The 24,913-nt window shown below is 67.7% G+C and carries 24 protein-coding genes; 4 read left to right on the top strand and 20 right to left on the bottom strand.

The features are described 5' to 3' along the window. Positions 1-91: 91 nt before the first annotated feature. Positions 92-1,582 (top strand): flavin-containing monooxygenase, encoded by a 1,491-nt coding sequence (locus IEY07_RS03180; RefSeq protein WP_229669641.1) that lies wholly within the window; start codon positions 92-94, stop codon positions 1,580-1,582. Here the strand turns inward: IEY07_RS03180 and IEY07_RS03175 are convergent. The 8 genes from IEY07_RS03175 to IEY07_RS03140 form a co-directional block, all read right to left on the bottom strand. Further along, positions 1,572-2,573 (bottom strand): zinc-binding dehydrogenase, encoded by a 1,002-nt coding sequence (locus IEY07_RS03175; protein ID WP_188893685.1) that lies wholly within the window; start codon positions 2,571-2,573, stop codon positions 1,572-1,574. The two genes, IEY07_RS03180 and IEY07_RS03175, sit on opposite strands and share 11 nt — an antisense overlap. A 106-nt stretch (positions 2,574-2,679) precedes the next feature. Next, a complete protein-coding gene (gene katG, locus IEY07_RS03170; protein WP_188893684.1) occupies positions 2,680-4,833 on the bottom strand; it encodes a catalase/peroxidase HPI in 2,154 nt (717 codons plus the stop codon). Between the two features lie 18 nt (positions 4,834-4,851). Then, entirely contained in the window at positions 4,852-5,346 is a 495-nt protein-coding gene (locus IEY07_RS03165) for a Fur family transcriptional regulator (RefSeq protein ID WP_229669640.1), read from the bottom strand. 54 nt (positions 5,347-5,400) lie between these two features. After that, entirely contained in the window at positions 5,401-5,724 is a 324-nt protein-coding gene (locus IEY07_RS03160; RefSeq protein ID WP_188893683.1) for a hypothetical protein, read from the bottom strand. 201 nt (positions 5,725-5,925) lie between these two features. After that, complete coding sequence (locus IEY07_RS03155) at positions 5,926-8,844, bottom strand: vitamin B12-dependent ribonucleotide reductase (RefSeq protein ID WP_188893682.1); 2,919 nt, start codon at positions 8,842-8,844, stop codon at positions 5,926-5,928. A 154-nt stretch (positions 8,845-8,998) separates the two neighbouring features. Beyond that, positions 8,999-9,595, bottom strand: a complete 597-nt coding sequence (gene nrdR, locus IEY07_RS03150; RefSeq protein ID WP_188893681.1) for a transcriptional regulator NrdR — start codon at positions 9,593-9,595, stop codon at positions 8,999-9,001. Between the two features lie 312 nt (positions 9,596-9,907). Next, a complete protein-coding gene (locus tag IEY07_RS03145) occupies positions 9,908-10,384 on the bottom strand; it encodes a DUF2752 domain-containing protein (protein WP_188893680.1) in 477 nt (158 codons plus the stop codon). A 113-nt stretch (positions 10,385-10,497) separates the two neighbouring features. Next, a complete protein-coding gene (locus tag IEY07_RS03140) occupies positions 10,498-10,881 on the bottom strand; it encodes a hypothetical protein (protein WP_188893679.1) in 384 nt (127 codons plus the stop codon). Between the two features lie 284 nt (positions 10,882-11,165). Here IEY07_RS03140 and lexA point away from each other — a divergent pair, with 284 nt between their 5' ends. Next, the gene (gene lexA, locus IEY07_RS03135; RefSeq protein WP_188893678.1) at positions 11,166-12,140 is read left to right on the top strand and encodes a transcriptional repressor LexA; all 975 of its coding nucleotides are present in this window, start codon (positions 11,166-11,168) and stop codon (positions 12,138-12,140) included. 89 nt (positions 12,141-12,229) lie between these two features. Next, positions 12,230-13,354 (top strand): aminotransferase class V-fold PLP-dependent enzyme, encoded by a 1,125-nt coding sequence (locus IEY07_RS03130; RefSeq protein ID WP_188893677.1) that lies wholly within the window; start codon positions 12,230-12,232, stop codon positions 13,352-13,354. Positions 13,355-13,360: 6 nt separating this feature from the next. On the opposite strand, the gene IEY07_RS24010 is transcribed toward IEY07_RS03130, so the two are convergent. The 10 genes from IEY07_RS24010 to miaA form a co-directional block, all read right to left on the bottom strand. Continuing rightward, the gene (locus IEY07_RS24010) at positions 13,361-13,912 is read right to left on the bottom strand and encodes an oxidoreductase dimerization domain-containing protein (RefSeq protein ID WP_229669639.1); all 552 of its coding nucleotides are present in this window, start codon (positions 13,910-13,912) and stop codon (positions 13,361-13,363) included. Then, positions 13,852-14,361: an FAD-dependent oxidoreductase gene (locus tag IEY07_RS24005; RefSeq protein ID WP_229669638.1), complete on the bottom strand. Its 510-nt coding sequence runs from the start codon at positions 14,359-14,361 to the stop codon at positions 13,852-13,854. The genes IEY07_RS24010 and IEY07_RS24005 overlap by 61 nt, the downstream gene beginning before the upstream one ends. Positions 14,362-14,540: 179 nt before the next feature. Then, the gene (locus IEY07_RS03120) at positions 14,541-15,227 is read right to left on the bottom strand and encodes an IMP cyclohydrolase (protein ID WP_188893676.1); all 687 of its coding nucleotides are present in this window, start codon (positions 15,225-15,227) and stop codon (positions 14,541-14,543) included. A 63-nt stretch (positions 15,228-15,290) separates the two neighbouring features. Next, positions 15,291-16,064: a VOC family protein gene (locus IEY07_RS03115; RefSeq protein WP_188893675.1), complete on the bottom strand. Its 774-nt coding sequence runs from the start codon at positions 16,062-16,064 to the stop codon at positions 15,291-15,293. 121 nt (positions 16,065-16,185) lie between these two features. Then, a complete protein-coding gene (locus IEY07_RS03110) occupies positions 16,186-16,716 on the bottom strand; it encodes an RNA polymerase sigma factor (protein ID WP_188893674.1) in 531 nt (176 codons plus the stop codon). Between the two features lie 80 nt (positions 16,717-16,796). Beyond that, positions 16,797-19,028, bottom strand: a complete 2,232-nt coding sequence (locus tag IEY07_RS24540; protein WP_188893673.1) for an ATP-dependent DNA helicase — start codon at positions 19,026-19,028, stop codon at positions 16,797-16,799. A 33-nt stretch (positions 19,029-19,061) separates the two neighbouring features. Then, positions 19,062-20,516 (bottom strand): GTPase HflX, encoded by a 1,455-nt coding sequence (hflX, locus tag IEY07_RS03100; RefSeq protein ID WP_188893672.1) that lies wholly within the window; start codon positions 20,514-20,516, stop codon positions 19,062-19,064. Positions 20,517-20,728: 212 nt separating this feature from the next. Beyond that, the gene (locus tag IEY07_RS03095; protein ID WP_188893671.1) at positions 20,729-21,139 is read right to left on the bottom strand and encodes a hypothetical protein; all 411 of its coding nucleotides are present in this window, start codon (positions 21,137-21,139) and stop codon (positions 20,729-20,731) included. Positions 21,140-21,167: 28 nt separating this feature from the next. After that, positions 21,168-22,043, bottom strand: a complete 876-nt coding sequence (gene dapF, locus IEY07_RS03090; RefSeq protein WP_188893670.1) for a diaminopimelate epimerase — start codon at positions 22,041-22,043, stop codon at positions 21,168-21,170. Next, entirely contained in the window at positions 22,036-23,001 is a 966-nt protein-coding gene (gene miaA / locus IEY07_RS03085) for a tRNA (adenosine(37)-N6)-dimethylallyltransferase MiaA (protein WP_229669636.1), read from the bottom strand. The genes dapF and miaA overlap by 8 nt, the downstream gene beginning before the upstream one ends. Before the next feature lie 104 nt (positions 23,002-23,105). Here miaA and IEY07_RS03080 point away from each other — a divergent pair, with 104 nt between their 5' ends. Next, positions 23,106-23,291 carry an antitoxin gene (locus IEY07_RS03080; RefSeq protein WP_188893669.1) on the top strand — a complete coding sequence of 62 codons (186 nt, stop codon included), beginning with the start codon at positions 23,106-23,108 and terminating at the stop codon, positions 23,289-23,291. A gap of 24 nt (positions 23,292-23,315) precedes the next feature. Here the strand turns inward: IEY07_RS03080 and IEY07_RS03075 are convergent, their stop codons facing one another. Together IEY07_RS03075 and IEY07_RS03070 are read right to left on the bottom strand one after the other, a co-directional pair. Continuing rightward, complete coding sequence (locus IEY07_RS03075) at positions 23,316-24,287, bottom strand: CDP-alcohol phosphatidyltransferase family protein (protein WP_188893668.1); 972 nt, start codon at positions 24,285-24,287, stop codon at positions 23,316-23,318. 60 nt (positions 24,288-24,347) lie between these two features. Further along, a complete protein-coding gene (locus IEY07_RS03070; RefSeq protein ID WP_188893667.1) occupies positions 24,348-24,881 on the bottom strand; it encodes a hypothetical protein in 534 nt (177 codons plus the stop codon). Positions 24,882-24,913 lie beyond the last annotated feature (32 nt).

Here is a 24,913-nt window from a genome sequence, read left to right as displayed (position 1 = left end):
GTGGTGTTGACTCCCGACTACCGCTCGGAGGACAGTTCTTTAGGTATACTAATGACCACCCGTACCGGGCGCAACTGGCACACTGGATCCTGTGTCCTCCGAAGCTGTGGGTGCGGGCAGCGAGCGCGTCGTCGACGTGCTGGTGGTCGGCGCGGGCATCAGCGGCATCGGCGCGGCGTACCGACTGCAGCAGCAGTGTCCGGATCACTCGTACGCGATCCTGGAGGCCCGGGACGCGATCGGCGGGACCTGGGATCTTTTCCGCTACCCGGGCATCCGGTCCGACTCCGACATCTTCACCTTCAGCTACCCCTTCCGGCCCTGGCCCGGCTCACAGGCGCTCGCCGACGGCGCCGACATCCGGCGCTACCTGCAGGACCTGGCCGCCGAATCCGGCATCGATCGCAGGATCCGTTTCGGCACCCGGGTGACGGCAGCCGACTGGTCCAGCGCCGACCAGCGCTGGACCGTCACAACCACCGGCGCCGCCGGCCAGCAGATCTGGACGTGTCGCTTTCTCTACGCCTGCTCGGGTTACTACGACTACGCCGAGGGCCACACCCCCGACTTCGAGGGCCGGGAGGATTTCGCGGGGCCCGTCGTGCACCCGCAGCATTGGCCGGATGATCTTGACCTGACCGGCAGGAGAGTGGTGGTGATCGGCTCCGGTGCGACCGCGGTCACCCTGGTCCCGGCACTGGCCGGAATCGCCGCACAGGTGACGATGCTGCAGCGGTCGCCGACCTGGATCACCTCCCAGGCGCGTCACGATCCGACGGCCGAGCGGCTGCGGCAGCGACTGCCCGCAGGTCTCGCACATCGGGTCAACCGCGTCCGCCATCTCGCCCTCGGGCAGGTGTTCTACCGGATCACCCGACGCCGTCCCGAGACGGCCCGCCGGATGCTCAGCGAGCCGATCATCCGCCGGCTCGGCGCCGACTATGCGGCCCGGCACTTCACACCGCTGTACAACCCGTGGGACCAGCGGCTGTGCGTCGTCCCCGATGGGGATCTTTTCACGGCGATCCAGCGCGGTGATGCGTCCGTCGTCACCGATCACATCGATCACTTCGAGGCCGATGGCATCAGGTTGACATCGGGCGAGTTGCTGCCGGCCGATGTGATCATCACGGCCACCGGGCTGCGGATGCAGCTGCTGAGCGGGATCGATCTCAGCGTCGACGGCGTGCCGGTTGATCCGGCGACCCGGATCGTCTACCGCGGGCTGATGCTCGACGGCGTACCGAATTTCGCCATGGCCGTCGGCTACGTGAATGCGTCGTGGACGTTGCGCGCGGATCTCGCCAGCCGGTATGTCTGCCGCCTTCTTCGTTACCTGCAACGGCATCGGCTGGCCTCGGGCTGTCCGGTCCGGCCCGATGATCTTGATCCGCATCCGTTGCTGCCGCTGACGTCCGGCTATGTGATCCGAGCCCGGCTTCCGGTCCAGGGTGCGGGGGGCGCCTGGTTCTACCCGCAGAACTACTTCGTCGACTCCGTACGGATGCGGCTCGCCGATCCCCGCCGGGACATGCATTTCGAGCCCGTACGCGATCCTGCCCGCGACATCGTCACGGCCTGAGCACCAGCCGGACCGGGTTTCCTTCCTTATGCTCAAGGCGATTCACGGCCTCGGCGGCCTGCGAGAGCGGCAAAACGTCGGAGATCGACTTCGCAAAGTCCAACCGGCCGTGGGTGACCAGACCGACCAGCACACCAAGATCATCCGGACCGGAGCCGTAATGGCCGCGGATCTGCTGGCCCAGGAAGCTGATCAAGGTCGGGTTGGCGATCGTCATCGGCTCCGGGCCCAACCCGACCAGCACCAGCCGACCTGCTGGGCCGAGGCACGGGAGGGCCTGTCGGCGTACGGCCTCGATGCCGGCGAAGTCGAAGGCAGCGGCCAGCCCGTTGCCGGCCGTGGCCGACCGGATCGCCATCGGCAGATCGGGATCGGCGGCGTCCAGAGCAAGATCGGCACCGTAGTCCAGGGCGCGTTCACGAGCCGCCGGATTGGGATCGACCGCGATGATCGGTGCGGCACCGATCATCCGGAGCAATTGCACGGCATGCGCTCCCAGGCCACCGATCCCCCACACGCCGACCGCCTCACCGGCCCGTACGGCTCCGGTCCCGGTGATCGCACCCCAGGGTGTCGACACCGCATCGGGAATGATCGCCGCCTGTTCGAAGGGCAGATCGTCCGGGATCGGCACCAGCGTCGCGACGGTGGCCAGGGCGTACTCCGCCCAACCGCCGTCGTAGTCGACGCCACGGGTCAGCACCTGTGCGGCCGAGAGCTCGCCGGCCTGCAACGCCACCCGCTGACCCTCGGTCCAGCCGGTGACTCCGGGCCCGAGCGCGTCGATCGTGCCCGCGACCTCATGACCGAGGGTGACAACGTCGCCGTTGAGATACATCGGGTTCAGCAGGCCCTGCACCAGATGCACGTCGGACAGGCAGACTCCGGCTGCCTTGACGGCGATGCGCACCTGGCCCGGTCCCGGTTCGGGGATCGACACCTCGGCAACGTCCAGACGATGATCAACGACATTCAACCGTGCTGCGAGCATCTGTGCTCCCGAGGGAATCGAACCGGGCCGACAACGCGGCGGGGGTGCCGCTACGGATATTCTGCCGTGGCGACACCCCTGCCGGATGGTCGATCAGTGACGAGGATCAGAGCAGATCGAAACGATCAAGCTCCATCACCTTGGTCCAGGCGGCGACGAAGTCGGCCACGAACTTGTCCTTCGCGTCGTCGCTGGCGTAGACCTCGGCCAGCGCCCGCAACTCCGAATTCGATCCGAAGATCAGATCGGCCCGGCTGCCCTTCCACCGACCGTCAGCCGAGGTGAACGTCTGCTCGTCCGACGACGGAGTCCAGGCGATACCCGGCTCCAGCAGGTTGACGAAAAAGTCGTTGGTCAGCGTGCCCGGCTTGTCGGTGAAGACGCCGTACTCCGAGCCGTCCCAGTTGTTACCGAGGACCCGCAGCCCGCCGACGAGCACCGTCATCTCCGGTGCGGTCAGCTTCAGCAGGTTGGCCCGGTCGATCAACAGGAACTCGGTCGGCAGGTCGAGGTATCCGCTGTCGTAGTTGCGGAACCCGTCGGCCACCGGCTCCAGCCAGGCGAAATTCTCCTCGCTGGTCTGCTCCTGCGTGGCATCGACCCGGCCCGGGGTGAACGGCACTGTGATCGAGATGCCGGCCGCCTCAGCAGCCTTCTCGACACCCACCCCGCCGGCCAGCACAAGGGTGTCGGCGAAGGAAACCCCGGAGGAGGCCGCGATCTCCTCGAGCTTGGCGATCACCGGCTTCAGCTCGTCGGGCTGGTTGACCTTCCAGGAGATCTGCGGCTCGAGCCGGATCCGACCGCCGTTGGCACCGCCGCGCTTGTCGGAGCCCCGGAACGTGGCTGCTGCCTTCCATGCGGTGGACACCAGCTGCTGCACGCTCAGACCGGAGTCGGCGATCGCCTGCTTGGCCTTCGCCAGCGAGCCGGCGTCGGTTGCTGCGGTCTGCGCCGGCAGCGGGTCCTGCCAGATCAGGTCCTCCGCGGGCACCTCGGGACCGAGGTAGCGCGCCTTCGGCCCCATGTCGCGGTGGGTGAGCTTGAACCACGCCCGGGAGAAGGCCTCGGTCAGCTGGTCCGGGTGCTCCAGGAACCGGCGCGAGATCTCCTCGTACACCGGGTCGACGCGCAGCGCCAGGTCGGTGGTGAGCATCGTCGGTAGCCGCTTGGCGCCGCCCTGGTCCGGTGCCGGGATGATCGCCTCGGCGTTCTTGGCCACCCACTGGTGGGCGCCCGCCGGGCTCTTGCTGAGTTCCCACTCGAAGCCGAACAGGTTCTCGAAGAAGCCGTTGCCCCACTGCACCGGGGTGGCGGTCCAGGTCACCTCGAGGCCGCTGGTGACGGCGTCCGCACCGACCCCGGTGCCGTAGCCGTTGCGCCAGCCCATGCCCTGCTCCTCGATCGGCGCGGCCTCCGGTGCCGGGCCGATCTTGTCGTCGGGATGGGCACCATGGGTCTTGCCGAAGGAGTGTCCGCCGGCGATCAGCGCCACGGTCTCCTCATCGTCCATGCCCATCCGGCGGAAGGTTTCCTTGATATCGATCGCGGCCTTCTGCGGATCGGGATTTCCGTTGGGACCCTCGGGGTTGACGTAGATCAGGCCCATCTGGACCGCCGCCAGCGGCGCCTCGAGATCACGATCACCGGTGTAGCGCTTGTCGTCCAGCCAGACGTTCTCCGGGCCCCAGTAGACGTCGTCCTCCGACTCCCAGGTATCCGGACGCCCGCCGGCGTAGCCGTACGTCGGGAAGCCCATCGTCTCCAGCGCGACGTTGCCCGCCAGGATCATCAGGTCGGCCCAGGAGATCTTCTGGCCGTACTTCTTCTTGACCGGCCAGAGCAGCCGCCGCGCCTTGTCCAGGCTGACGTTGTCGGGCCAGGAGTTCAGCGGTGCGAAGCGCTGCTGGCCTGCTCCCGCGCCGCCGCGGCCGTCGTGGCTGCGGTAGGTGCCGGCGGAGTGCCAGGCCATCCGGATCATCAGTCCGCCGTAGTGACCGAAGTCGGCGGGCCACCACTGCTTGGAGTCGGTCATGACCGCAGCAAGATCGGCCTTGACGGCATTGAGATCGAGGGACTTGAACGCCTCGCGGTAGTTGAAGTCGGCGCCCAGCGGATCGCGTGCGTCGGTGTTCTTGGCCAGGATCTTCAGATTGAGACGGTTCGGCCACCACTCGCTGTTGGCGTCGCCGTGGGTCGGATGGGTGCCGTGCGCGACCGGGCAGGTGCCGGAGGAGGTTGCGTCGACGGTCTCAGACATGTCAATCCTTTCGGGTGTTCAGCTGTCGTTCTTGATCTTGATCTTGCTCGTGGTCCTGGCGGTGACCGGGTCTGCGATCACGTCGGCGTCCGCCTGCACTGCTGCCGCACAGTCAGGGCACAGACCCCAGTGGATGACCTCCGTCTCATCGATGACGAAACCATGATCATCCGAAGGCGTCATGCAGGGCGGATCGCCGACAGCGCAGTCGATGTCATCGATCCGCCGACAGGACCGGCAGACGACGTGGTGGTGGTTGTCACCCACCCGCGACTCGTAGCGGGCCACCAGACCGGATGGCTGGATCTTGCGGAGCAGTGCCGCTTCGGTCAGCGCGTGCAGCGAGTCGTAGACGGCCTGGTGGGAGACTCCGGGCAGCTTCTGACGCACCGAGGCGATGATCGAGTCGGTGTCGGAGTGCGGGTGGGTGTTGACTGCCGTGAGGACCGCCAGCCGGGGCTGGGTGACCCGCAGCGAGACACTGCGCAGCTGCTGCTCGAACTCCGTGGCCACAGCCGCAGTCTTGTGCAGTTTCTTGAACAAGTCAAGATAAGGAGCTGGCGCCGGTCAGAATGAGGGCCGGGGCATGCCCGCTACCGCGATGATGACGGCGTAGCTGATGATCAAGGCGGCAACCGGGATCGCCCACAACCAGTTCCGCGAGGCGCCGATCAGATTGCGGACCAGCCAGCCGATCAGGACCAGCGCCATCACCACGGCGACGACCGTCGCAACGATCGCCGGCTGGAACGTCGTCGTGTGAGTGGTGGCAATTCCGCCAGGGCTCGGCAGGTAGTAGGTCAGCGTGATCTGGGACGCGGCGACCAGCACCGACAACAGTCCCAGTAGTACGCCCGCCGACGCCAACACCAGCCGCAGAGGTCTCGCCATGCAGGGATTGTGCCGGTTCCGGGTGTCATGCTGCGGTCCACTGGGATCGCTGGGTCGGGCGCAAGGACAGGACCCGAGCAGACTCATGTTTTCAAGCCGCGGATCATGAGTTTGCTCTGATCTTCGGGACCCGGGCTTCGTGTGTATGAAGAGGCGAACGGCCCCGGCGGTGTCCGCCGGGGCCGTTCGATTGTCCGATGATCAGCTGCAGCCGCTGGTCGAGCCGCAGCCCTCGCAGACGTAGCAGCTACCACTGGGCCGCATCTTCGTACCGCAGGTGAAGCACAGCGGTGCGTCGAAGCTCATGCCCGAGATCGACTCCATCAGCTCGGCCGTGGTGTGCGCGGACTTCGGCGCCGCAGCCTTGGCCGTCTCGACCTTGGCGGCAGGCGCTTCGACCCTCGGCGCTTCCACGGTCTCCGCGCTCTTGGCCACTGGCTCGGTCTTGAGCGAGTCCGCCTCGCTGGCGTCGTCGGTCTCCGGCTCCGGCGGCAGGTAGGAGCCGGTCTCCACCTGACGCGCACGCTCGGAGGCGGTGTAGATCCCCAGCTCGGACCGCTCGTCGAAGGAGAGGTAGTCCAGGGCCAGCCGGCGGAAGACGTAGTCCATGATCGACTGCGACATCCGGACGTCCGGGTCGTCGGTCAGACCGGCCGGCTCGAACTTCATGTTGGTGAACTTCTCGACATAGGTCTGCAGCGGGACCCCGTACTGCAGCGCCACCGAGATCGCGATCGAGAAGGCATCCATCACGCCCGCCAGGGTTGAGCCCTGCTTGCCGAGCTTGAGGAACACCTCGCCGAGCTCGCCGTCCTCGTGAGCGCCGGAGGTCATGTAGCCCTCGGCGCCCCCCACGGAGAACGAGGTCGTACGGCTGGCCCGCGACTTCGGCAGTCGCTTGCGCACCGGCCGCTCGATGATCTTGACCGGCTGCTCGGCCGGAGCCTGATCGGTCTTGGCTTCGTCTTTCTTCTTGCCGTCACTGAGCGGCTGGCCGACCTTGCAGTTGTCGCGATAGACCGCCAGCGCCTTGAGCCCGAGCTTCCAGCCCTCGCTGTAGACCTGCGCGATGTCCTCCACGGTCGCCGACTCCGGCAGGTTGACGGTCTTGGAGATCGCACCGGACAGGAACGGCTGGGTCGCCGCCATCATCCGCACGTGTCCCATCGGCTTGATCGCCCGCTGGCCCATGGCGCAATCGAAGACCTCGTAGTGCTCGGGCTTCAGTCCGGGAGCATCCACGACGTGACCGTTCTCGGCGATGTATTCGACGATCGCCTCGCTGGTCTCACCGGTGTAGCCGAGCTTCTTCAGCGCCCGCGGGATGGTCTGGTTGACGATCTGCATCGAACCGCCGCCGACCAGCTTCTTGAACTTGACCAGGGAGAAGTCGGGCTCGATGCCGGTGGTGTCGCAGTCCATCATGAAGCCGATGGTGCCGGTCGGCGCGAGCAGCGAGGCCTGGGCATTGCGGTAGCCACTCTCCTCGCCGATCTTGATGACCCTGGCCCACTCGTCGGTGGCCAGCTTCTGGATGTCGGCGTCGAAGGCCGACAGCGTCCGAAGATCATCGTTGGCGGCCTGGTGCTTGCGCATCACCCGCTTGTGAGCGGTCGCGTTGCGGGCATAGCCGTTGTACGGCCCCACGACGCCGGCCAACTCGGCCGAGCGCCGGTAGGCGACCCCGGTCATCAGCGACGTGATCGCTGCAGCGACGGCCCGCCCGCCCTCGGAGTCGTAGCCGTGGCCAGTGGCCATCAGCAGGGCGCCCAGGTTGGCGTACCCGATGCCGAGCTGGCGGTAGTCGCGGGTGGTCTGGGTGATCTTCTCGGTCGGGAAATCGGCGAAGCAGATCGAGATGTCCATCGCGGTGATGATCAACTCGACGGCCTTGGCGAACAGCGGCGCGTCGAAGGTGTCGTCGTCCCGCAGGAACTTGAGCAGGTTGAGGCTGGCCAGGTTGCAGGAGCTGTTGTCCAGGCTCATGTACTCCGAGCAGGGATTCGATCCGGTGATCCGGCCGGTCTCCGGGTTGGTGTGCCAGTCGTTGATCGTGTCGTCGTACTGCAGACCCGGATCGGCGCACTCCCAGGCGGCCTGAGCGATCTTGCCGAAGAGCGTACGAGCGTCGACGGTCTCGATGACCCGGCCGTCCATCCGCGCCTTCAGGCCGAACTCGGTGCCGTCCTCGACGGCCTTCATGAATTCGTCGGTCACCCGGACCGAGTTGTTCGCGTTCTGGTACTGCACCGAGGCGATGTCCTTGCCGCCCAGGTCCATGTCGAACCCGGCGTCCCGCAGCGCGCGGATCTTGTCCTCCTCGCGCGCCTTGGTCTCGATGAATTCCTCGATATCGGGATGATCGACATCCAGGACCACCATCTTGGCCGCGCGCCGGGTGGCGCCACCGGACTTGATCGTCCCGGCCGAGGCGTCTGCGCCGCGCATGAACGACACCGGACCCGAAGCGGTGCCGCCGGAGCTGAGCAGTTCTTTGGACGAGCGGATGCGGGAGAGATTCAGGCCGGCACCGGAGCCGCCCTTGAAGATGAAGCCCTCTTCCTTGTACCAGTTGAGGATCGAGTCCATCGAGTCGTCGACGGACAGGATGAAGCAAGCGCTGACCTGCTGCGGCGCCTGGGTGCCGACGTTGAACCAGACGGGGCTGTTGAAGCTGAAGAACTGGTGCAACAGCATCCAGGTCAACTCCGCCTCGAAGGTCTCGGCGTCGGCCGGCGTCGAGAAGTACCCGTTTTCCTCGCCGGACTGGCGATACTTCGACACCACGCGATTGATCAGCTGCTTGAGGCTCCACTCCCGCGCGTCGGTGCCGACCGCTCCCCGGAAGTACTTGGTGGTGACGATCGTCGACGCGTTGACGCTCCAGAAGTCGGGGAATTCAGTCCCCTTCTGCTCGAAGACCGTCTCGCCGGTCTTCCAGTTCGTCTGGACGACGTCGCGCGACTCCCAGGTGACCTCGTCATAGGGATGTACGCCTTCGGTGGTGAAGACGCGGTCGATGGTCAGTCCACTGGTCAGTCCGGGCTTGGAAGACGCGACCTTGGTCCCCGAGCTCGCGCTCGACTGGGTCTTCCGGTCCGATCGGGTCGTTTCGGACATTGCTCCTGCCTCTCACTACTAGCTGATATCCGGGAGAACTTCGGTACCGCTTGTGTTCGCTGTTGCGTGTTGCATTCGCTGCATCGCATACGTGATCGTCGATAGGCCGGGACGGACCGCGCACCCTTCCCCAGATGCGGGCCCGTCCCGGGGTCTAGGGGGTGCCGCCGCGCTGCGGCGGCTGGGCGGGGCGCGGCGCGCGCCGATGCACCGTCGTCTTGCCGGTCGTGCTGCGCTTGGCACTGGCCCGGCGACCGGCGGGCGCGCCGGCCAGCTCCGGGATCAACGGCTCGATACCCATCGGATCCTTCTCGATCCGCAAGGTCGCGATCTCCGCCTCGAAGTCGTCCACCGAGTTGAACTGTCGGTAGACGCTGGCGAAGCGCAGGTACGCCACCTGGTCCAGTCGTCGCAGCGGTCCGAGGATTGCCACCCCCACTTCGTCGGCGGGGACCTCCGGCTTGCCGGACGCCCGCAATGCTTCCTCGACCTCCTGGCCGAGTTTGGCCAGCTGGTCCTCGTTGACCGGCCGACCCTTGCAAGCTTTGCGGACACCACTGACAACCTTGTCGCGGTTGAACGGCTCGACCACACCGGACCGCTTGATGACGGCCAATTGCATCTGCTCGATCGTGGTGAATCTGCTCCCGCACTCCGGGCACTGCCGGCGGCGGCGGATGCTGCTGCCGTCCTCGGCGACCCGCGAGTCCAGCACCCGGGTGTCCGTGTGCCGGCAGTAGGGGCAGTGCACGTGGAGCCTTCTTCCGATTCGGATCAGGGCGACCGCCGAGGGCGATCTTGGGGACAAGTCTGGGGATGACTTGTGGGTCTTGGTGTGGATAGCTTGTGGATCGTGTGTGGACATCGACCACTATTTGTGGATGAAGCACACGCGTGTAACTACTACATATGGATCTTAGGTCCGATAACAGCGGTCGTCAACCAAGGCGCAGGTTGGATGTCGCGTGTCGCGCCGAGGCGACCCAGGTGATCGACACCAGGGAGTCGACACCATGACTCGACACAGATCCGTGAAGTGGCAGGGCGAGCCGCCCGGGAGCGACTAGACCAGGTTGCGAACGAGTGTGTAGGCGAGTCCGGCCGCGACCGCGATCGCTGCCCACACGGTCGGGTGGACACGTACGAGCCGATCCGCGATGCGCCGCGGGGGCCGGACTTTCGGCCCTCCGAGGGCCTCGACGATCCAGATGCCACCAAGGATCGTCATCACGATCAGGCCGATGAACACGACCGGGTTGTAGTCGAATGCCTGTCGGATGTGGCCGTGCAGCAACGACGAGCCGAGCCGGGTGCCTCCACACAGCGGGCACTCCCAGCCGGTCACCGCACGCAGCGGGCACGGGAAGCCGATCCCAGTGGTCGCGTACAAACCGCTCACCGCCAGGCCGAAGCCGACGAAGATGCCCAGACTCTTGACAGCCCGGACTGCCTCGAAAGGCCGCATCCGGTACGCCGCCGGCTGGGCGACACCGGCACCGGCGACCCCGAGCGGCTGAGCAGGGAGAGGCGCGCTGGGCATGGAGCCATTGTCCACCCGAAGGCGTCACATCGGGCGCCGCATCCGACCTCGGTGTCGGTCGGCCCGGAAATCACAGCCGAGCCGAGCTCGCCACCGTCCTGGGTCTGCGGCCCTCAGCGCCGGACCAGCGCCGATCCGTGGGAGTGGTATCCGTCGGAAGTGACGGTGATGGCCGTGGCGGTGATCACGGTGATCGCGGCCGCGGCAAGCAGCGCACCGGCGATCAGTACGACGGCGATCCCCCGGTTCGTCAACTGCCAGGCCGACGGAACCGACGTTGCGGACACCGGCCGGGCAGCGACCTCCGGACGGCAGGCCCGAGCGCCGGCACTGGGATGGCGGTCGCGACCGATCATCGGAGCCTGGACGCCGGAGACCGATCGTGTGACCGGGCGACCGGCCCGGCCGGATCCCCGCCCCGGACGGAGTTGCCGGGTGCGCGTGGTCCCGGCGGAGCGGGCTGCGACAGCCGGACGCTCAAGGGTTGCTGCACTCATGGTGACTCCTCCTCTGCGCCTCGAACGTCTGTTCGATAGAACGCGTGTTTGATTTTTAGCTCATCCCGCCGGCGACCGCAAGACCATTCGCACAAAAGTTCCCATTCGTTATCGAACAGGCTTGCGACCACCTGCATTCCAGCAAAGCAGGGCCCACTGACAGTCGATGCGTACAGCCCGTCCGAACAGCCGGGCCGACCAGTGCGCGAAGTCCCCGCGACACGCCGACCGCTACATCGAACAATTGTTTGATTCGACACAAGAAATTCCCGTACGGTGGACCTATGGCCGAATCGAAGAAGCCCGGCAGCCCTGGCGGGACCGGCACGACCGGGAGCAATACCGGCAAGAACACCGGCAAGAACACCGGCAAGAAGGCCGTCAGCGCACCGGCAGCCAAGTCCACGCGCAAGCCGACACCACGATCGCGGCCGATCCCCACTCCCAAGCGCGGTCGACCGCGCAATGTCGACGTCGAGGCCCAGATCGCGGCGTCCAGGGCACGCGCCGCCCAACGGGCGACCGTGACATCGCTACCCGACGGCCCGGCCGACGCGAGCGGTCTCACCCCACGCCAGCGCCGGGTCCTCGAGGTGATCAAGGAAGCCGTCGAGGGTCGCGGCTACCCACCGAGCATTCGCGAGTTGGGCGAGGAGGTCGGCCTGGCCAGTTCCTCCAGCGTCGCCCACCAGCTCAAAGTGCTCGAGCAGAAGGGCTTCTTGCGCCGGGACCCGAACCGCCCGCGGGCTATGGAGGTGTTTCTCCCCCAGGACTTCGGCACACCGGACCAGGACGACTCCGGCGAGCCCGCCACCGTCCGCAGGATCGGCCAGGCCGGACCGGCCACGACCGGCGACGAGACCGCGATCAACGACGCCTTCCCGGCTCCGGTTCACGTTCCGCTCCTCGGCCGGATCGCGGCCGGCGGCCCGATCCTCGCTGAGGAGCGCTTCGAGGACGTCTTCGCGCTGCCCAAGCAGATCGTCGGCGACGGCGAGCTGTTCATGCTCGAGGTCAGCGGCGATTCGATGATCGACGCGGCCATCTGCGACGGTGACTGGGTCGTCGTCCGACGAGAACAGACCGCGGAGAACGGCGACATTGTGGCAGCTCTGCTGGACACCGAGGCGACGGTCAAGACCTTCAAGCGCGTCGACGGTCATGTCTGGCTGATGCCGCACAATGAGGCGTACGACCCGATCGACGGCGACGCCGCATCGATCCTGGGCATCGTCGTGGCGGTGCTGCGCAAAGTTTGATCTTGCTCGGTCGGTCCCGGTGAGCTGCCCGGACCGCTCAAGGCTGCCCCGACTGGCGGCACAGTCGTCCGACCAGCGATCATGGACCCGTGGACCTGGAGCTGCTCGACAAATTCGGACTCGATCCCGACGTACTGCACCTCAATCACGGAGCCTTCGGTGTGGCGCCGATCGCGGTGCGCAGACATGCCGAGGCCTGGCGCGACCGGGCTGAACGCAATCCCAATCATTTCAACAGCGTTGAGCTCCGCGAACTCGTGCCGCAGGCGCGCCGGTTCGTCGCCGCGTGGCTGAGCGTCGACCCCGAGGGCGTCGGCTGGGTACGCAATGTGTCCGAGGGCGCGTCCGCGGTGATCAGTTCACTTGATCTTGAACCGGGCGATCAGATCGTCGTCTGCAACCACGGTTACGGAGCCGTACGGATCGCGGCCGAGCACTGGGCCGGCCGGCGCGGCGCTTCGGTCCGGGCGGCGGAATTCGCACTCGGCGCCGGTGACGACGAGATCGTCGACGCCTTCGTCGCTGTCTGTGGTCCGCGGACCCGGCTGGTGATTGTCGACCAGATCACCTCCCCGACCGCGACAGTATTGCCCGTGGCAGAGATCGCAGCAGCGATCGAGGCACCGGTCCTGGTCGACGCCGCGCACGTGCCCGGCACCCTCCCGGTCGACATCGAGGAGCTCGGGGTCGCGTACTGGGTCGGCAATCTGCACAAATGGGCCTTCACTCCCCGCGGCACCGCGGTGCTGTGGTCCCGCGAGGACCGCCGTGCCGGCACGCCGCCGAGCGTGCTGAGCTGGCACCTGCACGACGGCTACGCCGAGGCGTTCGATCACCCCGGCACCTGGGACTACTCGGGCTGGTTGGCGGCGCCGGCCGGGCTGGACTTCTGGACCGAGCTGGGCGGGTGGGAGCAGATCGACAGGCAGAGTGCGACGGTCGACGCCGGACAGCGGCTGCTGGCCGACGCACTCGGGACGTCCCTGGACGGTCTGCCGGTGCATCCCGCGCCGACGATGCGGATCGTACGGCTGCCCGATCACTTGCTTCGCGGCGACAACCCTGCCCGGCAACGGCTGGCCGACGAGTTCGGCATCCAGGTCCCGATGCACGAGTTCGGCGGAGAGGCCCTGATGCGGATCGCGGGTGCGGTCTACAACACCCCCGACGACTACCAGCGGCTGGCCGACGCGCTGATCAAGATCATCGGCTGACCCCACTCAGTCGCCGGCCAGCATCGAGCCCACCAGCCGGTCGACGGCGCGCAGTTTGTTCGTCACATCCAGGGCCGCGACCTTGTACGCCTCCGAGAGCGTCGGATAGTTGAGGACTGTGTCGACCAGGTAGTCGACGGTTCCGCCGCAGCCCATGATCGCCTGGCCGATGTGCACCAGTTCGGTGGCGTTGGTGCCGAAGACGTGCACGCCGAGGATGTTGCGGGTCTGGGAGTGCACGATCAACTTCAGCATCCCGTACGGGTCGCCGATGATCTGGCCACGGGCCAGTTCCCGATAGCGCGAGATCCCGACCTCGAACGGGACGGCCTCCTGGGTCAGCTCCGCCTCGGTCTTCCCGCAGTAGCTGATCTCCGGAATCGTGTAGATGCCAATCGGCTGCAGGGCGGCAAGATCATGGGCGGGCTCGTCGAAAGCGTGTGCGGCCGCCAGCCGCCCCTGGTCCATCGACGTCGCGGCCAACGCCGGGAAGCCGATCACGTCGCCGACGGCATGGATGTGCTCGACCGCCGTCCGATAATGATCATCGGCGACCACCGGCCACGGTTGTCCGCCGCCAGCCCGGCGTTGGCAAGATCAAGTCGGCGGGTGTTGCCCTGCCGGCCGGCCGAATACATCACCGCCTCGGCCGCGATCCGCTTGCCCGAGGCGAGGGTGGTGGTGGTGCCGCGATCACTCGACTCGACCTGGGCGACCTCCTCGCCGAAGCGGAAGGACATCGTCTGGTCCCGCAGATGGAATTTCAGCGACTCGACGATCTCCGGGTCGCAGAAGTCCAGCATGTTCGGCCGCTTCTCGACCAGCGTGACCCGGGTGCCGAGTGCGGCGAAGATCGAGGCGTACTCGACGCCGATCACGCCCGCCCCGACGACGACCAGCGAGTCGGGAACCTTGTCGAGGTTGAGGATCTGGTCCGAGTCCAGCACCCGTACGCCGTCGAACCGGATGTGCGCGGGCCGCGCCGGCGTGGTGCCGACGGCGATCACGATCTTGTCCGCGGTGACCGTACGGCGCTCGTTCGCGTGCAGCTGGACCGGGCCGTCGACGGCGACGTCGAGGGTGTGGGCACTGTCAGACTCGCAGACCGAGGTGGCCGCGCACCACCCTCAGGTGCTCGACCAGCACCCTGGGCGTTGATCAGCCGGCGTTGATCAGCCGGCGTTGATCAGCCGGCGTTGATCAGAACGGGATCGGCGAGATGGTCCTTCGGCTCGAAGCCGGCCGACAGCACCCGGCGTTCGGCGTCGAGTCCGTCCCACAGCTGCCGGGCCAGCTCGGCGTGAGTGGTCGCCGTGGTGGTGATCGGTACCGGGACCCGATTGGTGACCGGCTCGGCCACCGGCCCGCGGTAGGTCGACAACAGCAGACCTTCGCCGACGTCCAGTCGCCCGGCGCGGGTCACGATCGTGTCGGCCGAGGCCCGGTCGGCCGATCCGCGGTGTGCGGCCCCCAACCAGACGGTGTCGTCGTCACCGACCACTGCTGTGATCCGCGGCGTGAAGATCGGCGGGTCCGGCTCGTATTCGAGGTCTTCCAGAGCGACCGACGGTACGGCTCCGGACGCGATCCGATCCGCGACCGGGTCGACCTGGCTGCCGTTACCCAGCACGAAACACCCGTCCACGCGGCGTACCGCGCGATAGTGCCGCAGCGGGTCCGAGGCATCCCCGACTGTCGGCTCCACCAGCAGGTCGCCCGTCTCGGTCAGCCGGATCCGGCGCTGTCGGGACGCTTCGCTGCGACCGGTCGCGGCGTACGCGGCAACGATCCCCGCCGCGGTCCTGGCGACGATGATCACCCGGCCCGGGTACGGGCGGTCGGACAGGGCGGCTTCCAAGGCGTCGGAACTCATGGCCGACATCCTTGCGTGCCAGCAAGGTTCCGGTGCAACCCGGGTCATGATCGCCGTGATCGTTCAGCCTCGTGGAGTCTCCCAGAGGGCGAACCAGGTGTCTTCAGGGTCGTAACAGTCAGCGATCCGTCCGTACGGCTCCTGCGATGCTTCCGTGGTCCGGCCACCGGCGGCACGCACCCGCTCGAGCGCGGCATCGAGGTCGGTAACCCGGTAGACGGGGACCGTTGCCGGTCGCGCATCCTCGGGAGCGTAAGGCTGATCGAGTCCGGCGATCGACACCGTCGGCGCTGCAGTGTTGCCGCGGACCCTGGTCCCGAGCACGTTCTCGTAGAACCGTACGGCCTGCTCCTGGTCCTGTACCCAGATCGTCACGTAGACGATGTCTCCGGCCCGGGCACGGGTGGCGCTTCGTGGGCGGGTGCTGACCATCCACCGGTGGCCGAACGGATCGATGATGACACCGGTCCGGCCATAGGCCTCGTCCGTAACAGGACGTTCGAGCGTCGCGCCTGCCGATACGGCGCGATCGACCGTACGGTCGGCATCGGGCACCGTGACGAACAGCGAGTGGGCCGGTCCGGTCGCCGGCTGATCGGCAGCGGCAGGTCGGGGTCCGTACTCCGCCAGCATCAGCACCGCGTCGCCGATGCCCAGCTCGGCATGACCGATGCTGCCGTCCGGATTGACGTACGCCTCCCCCCTGCGCTCGGCATCGAAGACCTCGACATACCAGTCCAGCGCCCGGCGGGCGTCGCTGACGCCGAGGTACGGGACAATGGCCGGCGGCAAGGCCAACTCGGCCGGGTCGGATCCTGCTGCAGTGGACGCGCTCATATCTCCTCCGTCGGATGGTTCACTGTGGAGCAGGAGTTGCTGCAGCCTGCTCCGGAGTCGCTCGGCGAATGCCGGATCGGGTTCTGTGGGTGCCACCGGCTCGCGAAGGGCGTCGAACGGGTCAGCCACCGGACTCGCCCTCCTCTCGCTCGTAGCTGCGGCGGAAGGCCGCGCGGGCCCGTACGAGCAGTGCTTCGGTGGCATGGATGGTGCGATCCAGGTGCGCGGCGACTTCCGGCACAGACAGCCCGTCCAGATACCGCAACGTGAGTGCCGCACGATGCGGGGCGCCCAGCCGCATCAGCACCCCACGAGCCCGAATGGCGTCGATCTCCGACTCCCAGGGATCCTCCGGCCCAACCAGGCCCCCGCTCAGCACGCGAATCGCGCGCTCGTCGCGTTCGGCCCTGCGCCAATGATCAACGAGTTTGTGTCGGGCGATCCCGATCAGCCAAGCCACCGTCGGCTGCGACGTGGTCCGGGCGCGCAGAGATCCCATAGCCGCAACGAACGTCTCGGCAGTCAGATCCTCGGCGAGTGTACGGCTCCCCGACCGTGACAGCAGGTAACCGAAGACAGCCGGCAGCGCCTCGTCATAGAGTTCGAGCAGCAGCAGACCCGGCTCGGGCTCGACCTGCCACCGTTCGCTCACATTCCTACTGTCGTCCCAACCGACCGGATTCCGACGGTCAGCGGCCGATTATTCTCCGACGCACCGCACCCTCGAGGCGCTCAGCTGCCGTTGAGGCGGCGCAGCGCACCCACGACCAGCTCGCGATCGCTGGTCGGCCACATGTCCGGCATCGAGGCGCGCAGGAAGTTTCCGTAGCGAGCCGTCGCCAGCCGCGGATCGAGCACCGCGACAACACCCCGATCGCTGGACCGCCGGATCAACCGACCGGAACCCTGGGCGAGCAACAGCGCCGCGTGGGTGGCAGCGACGGCCATGAAGCCGTTGCCGCCGGCTTCGGAGACGGCGCGCTGACGGGCGACCGTCAGCGGTTCGTCCGGCCGCGGGAACGGGATCCGGTCGATGATCACCAGTTGGCAGGTGGTCCCGGGTACGTCGACCCCCTGCCACAGTGACAGCGTGCCGAACAGGCTGGCCTCCTCCTGCTCGACGAAACGTCTGGTCAACTCCGTGAGCTGGGCGTCGCCCTGGCAGAGAATGGTCATCTTCGGCAGCTGCTTGCGGACGAATACCGCGGCGGCCTCGGCCGCACGGCGGGAGGAGAACAACCCGAGGGTCCGGCCGCCGGCCGCCCAGACCAGCTCGGCGATCTCGGCCAGCACTTCCTCGCCCAGGCCGTCCCGACCGGGCTTGGGCATGTTGCGGGCGACGTACATGATGCCCTGTCGGCGATAGTCGAACGGTGTCCCGACGTCGAGCCCGCGCCAGGTCAGCGGCCCGGTCTCCGGCTTGCCGGGCTTCTCCGTCTGCTTCGTGCGCGGCCCTCCGGCAGCCCCCGGCTCGTCATCGAATTCAAGATCGTCTCCGAGCCCCTCTTCAAGACCATCGTGGGCTTCGGCGTGTTCGCCGGCCCGGATCGATGCCTGCCGGACCGCAGCTTGTTGATCATGGGACCGCGGGGCGTCGTCCCGCTCACCGGACCGCAGGCCGACCGAGGCCGCGACCCCGGTGAAGTCACCACCCAGCTTCAGGGTCGCCGAGGTCATGATCACCGTACGATCACTGAAGACCCGGTCCCGCATCAGCCCGGCGACCGACAGCGGGGCAACCCTGAGATCGCGTCCGGTCCGCTCCGAATCGGCGACCCAGATCACGTCATGATCATCGATCTTGACGATCCGGTCGGCCACATCGAAGATCTCCTTCACCGCGGCGGCGGCCTGTTTGCGATCGTTGTCCTCACTCTTGCTGCCCTCGGACGTCAGCGCGCTGACCACCCGGCGCGACGTCCCACGGACCGCGTCCACCGCGGCGATCACCGGCGACGAGGTGTCCTCGATCCGGTCGGGTGACACCGAGTCCAGTGCCTCCCGCAAACCATCGGCAGCCTCCATCAGGTCCAGGGCAAGATCATCGTCGAGGTAGCTGAGGGCACGGCGGGAGACCCGTTCGATCGTCGTCGGGTGCAATTCCGCCGACGCAGCACCCGTGACCCGAGACACCAGCTCGTGCGCCTCGTCGATGATCAGCACGGAATGATCCGGAAGCGCGGTCCGGCCGTGCATCGCGTCGATGGCCAGCAGGGCGTGGTTGGTGATCACCAGGTCCGCGCCCCGTGCCTTCTCCCGTGATCGCTCGACGAAACAGGAGTCGCCGAACGGGCAGGCCTGGATCCCCAGGCATTCGCGCACCGGGATCGAGACCTGCTGCCAGGCTCGTTCGGTGTGGGTCGGCGCATCGTCACGATCACCGAGCCCGCCGCGCTCGTGCTCCGCCTCGGCCCACTCCCGCAGTGCGAGCACCTCGGCACCGAGCGCGGTGGACATGCCCGGGCTGTCGGGTTCGTCCTGCTCCGGCTGGCCGGCCATCGCCGTCCGCAGGCTCTCCGCCAGGTCGGCGGCATCGATCAGCGACTGCTGTGCACTCTCGGCACCGCCGTTGACCCGCAGCCGGCAGGCATAGTTCGTACGGCCCTTGAGGATCGCGGCGTTGGGCCGCCGGCCGGTGGCCTGCTCCGCAGCCGCGAGCGCGGCCGGGATGTCCTTGGTCGCCAATTGCGCCTGCAACGCCAACGTCGCGGTCGCAACGACCACCCGCTGCACGGATCCGTCGGCCAGCGCCACCAGCGACGGCGCCAGGTATCCCAGCGACTTGCCAGTGCCGGTCCCAGCCTGGACCAACAGGTGTCGGCCGCTGCCGAACGCCTCGGTGATCGCCTCGGCCATGGCAACCTGGCCGGGCCGATGCTGGCCGCCGATCTCGGCGACCGCGGCATCGAGAACGTCCTGGGCGGTCGGAGCCGTGGAACCGGTCGTACGCTCAGCGGTGCTCATCAGAACCCTTCGACAGGCTCAGGGCTCGCGGGATCACCGCACCAAGGTATCGGCACCCTCGGACAGGAGAAAGGAACTCAGCTCAGCGGCGAGTCCCTCGTGCACCCGCGCAACGACCAACGTCCCCTGCGCCGTGTGCTCCAGCTTGTCGAATTCGCCCTCGTGATGGATCCGGTTGATCAGGTCTCCGCGCTCGTACGGCACCAGAGCCTGCACTTCGACTCCGGGCCGCGGCAACCGCTCGTCGATCCGGGACTGCAACTCTTCGATCCCGGCACCGGTCCGGGCAGACACCACCAACGCATCGGGGAACTGGTGCCGTAGCACCGTCAGGGTCGCCGGATCGGCCCGGTCGGCCTTGTTGATGACCAGTTGCTCGGGCACCTGGTCGGCGCCGATCTCCCGCAGCACCTCGCGGACCGCCTCGATCTGGCCCTGCGGGTCGGGATCGGAGCCGTCGACGACGTGCACCAGCAGATCGGCCAGCACCGACTCCTCCAGGGTGGAGCGGAAGGCCTCGACCAGATCGTGCGGCAGGTGGCGGACGAAGCCGACGGTGTCGGTCAGGGTGAAGTCGCGACTGTCGGCGGTCTGGGTGCGCCGGGTGGTCGGATCGAGAGTCGCGAACAGTGCGTCCTCGACCAGCACGCCGGCGCCGGTGAGCCGATTCAGCAGCGAGGACTTGCCGGCATTGGTGTAGCCGACGAGGGCGACCGACGGGATCTTGTTGCGCCGGCGCTCGGCCCGCTTGGTCTCGCGGGTCGAGTCCATTTCGCGCAGTTCCGCGCGGAGCCGGGCGATCCGGGTGTTGATCCGCCGTCGGTCGGTCTCCAGCTTGGTCTCGCCGGGACCACGGCCGCCGATGCCGGCTCCACCGCTCGTCCGGCCGCCGGCCTGCCGGGACAGGTTGCCGCCCCAGCCACGCAGACGTTGTTTCAGATACTGCAGCTGGGCCAGCTCGACCTGCGCCTTGCCCTCGGCGCTCTTGGCGTGCTGGGCGAAGATGTCCAGGATCAGGGCGGTCCGGTCGATCACCTTGACCTTGACCTTGTCCTCGAGTTTGCGCAGCTGGGCGGGCGCGAGCTCGCCATCGCAGATCACGGTGTCGGCGCCGGTGGCGACGACCACCTCCCGCAGCTCGGCCACCTTGCCGCTGCCGATATACGTCGCCGGGTCCGGTCGGTCGCGGCGCTGGACCAGGCCCTCGAGCACCTCGGAGCCGGCGGTCTCCGACAGCAGTTTCAGCTCGGCCAGAGAGTTGTCCGCGTCGACCTGGCTGCCTGAGGTCCAGACGCTGACCAGCACCACCCGCTCCAACTGGAGCTGGCGGTACTCGACCTCGGTGATGTCGGTGAGCTCGGTCGACATCCCGGCGACCCGGCGCAACGAAATGCGGTCGGCCAGGTCGAGCTGCTCGCCGTCGTAGTTGACCTCGGCCTCGAAGTCGGTCGCGCGGTCGGACTGGAGATTCGTGGAACGTTCGGTCATGTTGGGTTCCAGTTTCGCACGCCCCACCAACAGTGGCACCCGGTTTACCCACAGAGTTGCTCCGCCGCTGCCCGATCCGCGCCGAAACCGACCACGAACTCCCGTTGTCACCACTTCCATGGCCCATCCGCCGGCGGCGGACAATCCGCGAGCGGCGGGCGATCGGCACTTCAGCGGGCGAGCGGCGGACGATCGGCCATCCGTCCGAGCCGCTACGAGCCGGCGATGGCGCCGATGATGACCAGCACGACCACGATCGCGAGACCGATCAGCAGCAGCCAGAGCGCCAGCTTGCCGCGGTGCGGCTGCGGGACCGGACCGATCCGACCCGAGAGGAAGGTGAAGTACGGCGACGAGTAGTAGACCTCGACCCGGCTGTCGGGGTTCACCGGCACAGTGTCGCGAGCGCGTCCGTACTCCCACAGATAGGTGCACGTGATCTCGACGTCCAGCCGCCCGGGAAATACCGGGATCTCGTTATGTCCCCAGCGCACCGGGGCCGACTGGCCGTTGATCCGCAGCTGCGGGGTGATCATCGACCTGCTGCCCCAGGTCGACTCGAGATTCAGCACCAGCTGTCCGGTGGGTGCAGGCCACGGTTGCTGGCCCGGCGGTTGTGTCATGGTGGCCGATCCTACGGCCCTTCGGGTGTCACCCCGGCAAGATCAACTCGCCGGTGGCGATGATCACGGCCGGCCCCGTCAGATAGCTCTGGTGATCATGCAGCTCGACCTCGACCGTTCCGCCCGGTACGTCGACGCGATAGCTGACCGGGCGTTCTGTCTGGCCCGCCTCGACGGCCGCGGCAGCAGCAGCCGCGCAGGTGCCGGTGCCGCAGGAGCGAGTCTCGCCGGATCCGCGCTCGAACACCCGCATCGCGATGTGTCGCGGGCCGATCCGCCGGACGAATTCCAGGTTGACCCCGTCCGGGAAGCGCAAGACCGGCGACCAGGTCGGAGCCGTCCGCAGGTCCAGCTTCTCAAGATCATCGACGAAGGACACCGCATGCGGGTTGCCGACGTCGGCAGCACGCGCAGGCAACGGCATCTCAAGCCCTGCAGGCTGAACTGCCACCTCCGGCTGGTCGACGATCACCGGACCCATGGCCACCCGGTATCGGCCGTCGCCCAGCGCTTCGGTCGGCTTCACGCCATCCCGGGTCGCAATGTTGATCATGGGGCCGTCAGCCAACCCGTTCTCGATCAGATAGCGTGCGAAGACCCGGACCCCGTTGCCGCACATCTCGGCGGTCGAGCCGTCGTGGTTGCGGTAGTCCATGAACCACAGGTCCTGGTCACCGCCCCAGTCGGGGACGTACTGCGACCTCACGACACGCAGCACGCCGTCGGCGCCGATCCCGGCCCGGCGATCACAGATGAAGGCAACGTCGTCGTCGGACAACTTCAGTTCGCCCTCAGGGTCGGCGATGATCACGAAATCGTTCTCAGTCCCGTGCCCCTTGGCGAAACCGATCGATCGACTGCTGGCCACAGCTCCAGTGTGCCAGCCGACCCGACGATCATCCATCTGAGCGCTCCGGCCGGGCCAGCAGCGCTGCCACTGCATCGACGAGCCGGTCGTCGTCCGGATCGAACCAGCTGATCCGCGGATCCTTGCGGAACCAGCCGTCCTGGCGTCGGGCGAATCTCCGGGTCGCCGCGATCGTACGATCCCTGGCTTCGGCCTCGGTGATCATGCCGTCCAGGAAGTCCAGGATCTGCCGATAGCCCAGCCCGCGGCTGGCCGTCACGCCGTCCCGCAGCCCTGCACGCTCGAGCCGGCGGACCTCGTCCACGAATCCGGCGCTCCACATCTGCTGCACCCGGTCGGCGATCCGCTGGTCCAGCACCGGTCTCGGCACGTCCAGACCGATCTGCACGACGCCGTCCAGGGCGTAGGTGTGCTCGGGCAGCCGGGCAGCGTACGCAGTGCCGGTCAGCTCGATCACTTCCAAAGCACGTACGATCCGCCGGCCATTGCCGGGCTCGATGGTTGCCGCCGCCGGCGGATCGACTTCGCCGAGGCGTCGGTGCAACGCCTCGGGACCGATCCGGGCGAGCTCGTCCTCAAGACGGCCCCGTACGACCGGATCAGTGCCGGGGAATTCGAACCGGTCGACAACCGCCCGTACGTACAGCGCTGATCCGCCGACCACCACGGGGACCACGCCGCGCCGCCGGCAGTCCGCGATCGCGTCCCGGGCACGGGCCTGGAATTCTGCGACCGAAGCGGTCTGGGTGACGTCCAGGATGTCGATCAGGTGATGGCGTACGCCGCCCCGTTCGGCCACCGACGGTTTGGCCGTGCCGATGTCCATACCGCGATAGATCAGCATGGCGTCGGCGTTGACGATCTCCGCCGGGCGATCGTCGGCCGTCAGCCGCTGGGCCAGCCGCACGGCCAGCGAGGTCTTCCCCGACGCCGTCGCGCCCACCAGCACCGGCACCAGGATGCCCGTCGGGTTGGGTTGGGTCCCTTGCTGCACAGCCGATGCACCTTCCGCTATCACTCGCAATGGGCAAGTATGGCTGGTGTCAGGGACGCCACGCCGGACGCCCCTGGGTCAATCCCAGCAGGCAGGAGCGTGTCATGGGTATCTTCGACAGGGCCAAGGATCTCCTCGGCCGCAAACCGGAAGCAGTCGACGGCGCGGTCGACAAGGCCGCCGACCTCGCCGACGACAAGACCGGCGGCGAATACACCGAACAGATCGACAAGGGCGCCGACATCGCCAAGGACAAGGCGGACGAGTACCTCAAGGACGACGGCGAGTAGCACCGCCGTACGTCGCCGGGTCGGTCAGCCGATCGACCCGGCGATCCGCTGGTCTGCCTGCTCGGCTGGAACGGCCGGTTCGCCCTGCGGCGCCTGTTCGGACACCAGCAGGCGGATCCGGTCGAGCTGGTCAGCAGTCTTGCGGGTCGCCTCACGCTGCGCCTGGTCGATCTGACCGGCGCGCTCCTTCGCCTCACTGATCGTCCGATCCCGGTCCGCGGCCGCCAGTTGCCGCCCCTCCTCCTGCTGCCGACCCGCGCGGAGCGCTCGGATCGCGAGGATCCCGGTCACCACCGCCGCGAGCAGTAGGATCACCGCCAGCCAGACCACCACGCCGATCAGGATCAGCACGATCCCGATCACGGCACAGGCGATGGCGACAACGGTGAACGCATACAAGCCGGGCTTGGATTCCGCGGGATCCGACCACTGCTCGGCCGGTCCGCTCGCTGCGCGCAGCGCCGCGGGATCCGGCCCGGTCGCGGTGACGCCGACCGAACGGCCGGCCAGCCGGACCGTCACCACTGCTGGTTCCTGGGACAGCAACCGCGGTGCCTGTGCCTCCGCCGCCGCGGCAAGGAACGGCAGGAGTGCGGCGAAGATCACCGCCCTCGTATCGGGGTCCTGCACGCTGAGGTAGGTGGATCGGACGACTTCGACCGCCCCGACGCCGACCGGCTGATCGTTGTTGGTGGCAACGGGAGCGCCGGGATTCTCGATCCGTGCCCGCAGGCTGCGTGCGGTCGCCAGCAGGGCTTTCTCGTCGCCGAAACCGGAATTGATCAACTCCAGTACCAGGCCACGCAGGCTGCCGCCGGCGGCCGGTTGATCATCGCCCGGGACGGCCGGCGGCTGGTCCGCCGGAGTGCTCCGATCCTGCGCCTGCCCGAGGATCCAGTCGATCCCATCCTGACCGGCCGCGGCGCCCCGGTCGGTGGCCCAGTTCCACCAGTCGGACTCGCCGGCGGCCGCGAGTTGATCATGCCAGCCGGCCAATACGGTACCGATCAGCCCTGGGCCGAAGTCACCCCGGACGACCGCCTGCCACAGGTCGCGTTAATGATCATCGAGCCTGCCGTCCTCGCTGTGCAGCAGGGCCGGCAGCGCGTGTGCGACCTCGGCTCCGTGGCCCAGCGCCCCTGCCGCTGCCACCAGGAACAGCCGGGCCTCCGGCTCGGCGCCGGAGACGGCTGCCGCCCCGGCCGCGTCGGGTGCACCAGAGATCCTGGCGATCATGGCGTTGGTGGCGGCGGCCACCCAGTAGTCGGTGCCGCGGTCGTCCACCGGGGTTGCCGGCCTGCCGTCGCCGAGGTCACCGATCGCGACCAGTGCCTCGCGGCGGATCGTCGCCGCCTCGCTGAAGGCGGCCAGCTGCTCGCGGACATCGCCCAGCTGCACATAGGCGTCGAAGGCCGAGGACAGTGCGTTCAGCCGATGCTCCAGGCTGCCCTGCAGCTGGGACAGCTGGCTGGACAGTCGGGCACTACGGCTGGCCGCCGCCGCGGAGCTCGCCTCCAGGGATTCCAGATTCTCCCGCAGCACGTAGTCCCGGTCCCGGAACCACCAGTCGAAGCCGCTGATCTCGCCCATGGCGTCCATCATCGCCGAGCCCCGGGTCATCT

This window comes from Microlunatus endophyticus, from assembly GCF_014646195.1.
GTDB classification, from domain to species: domain Bacteria; phylum Actinomycetota; class Actinomycetes; order Propionibacteriales; family Propionibacteriaceae; genus Microlunatus; species Microlunatus endophyticus.
Note: the sequence above shows the minus strand (reverse complement) of the source record. Positions and strands in the feature narration are given on the sequence as shown.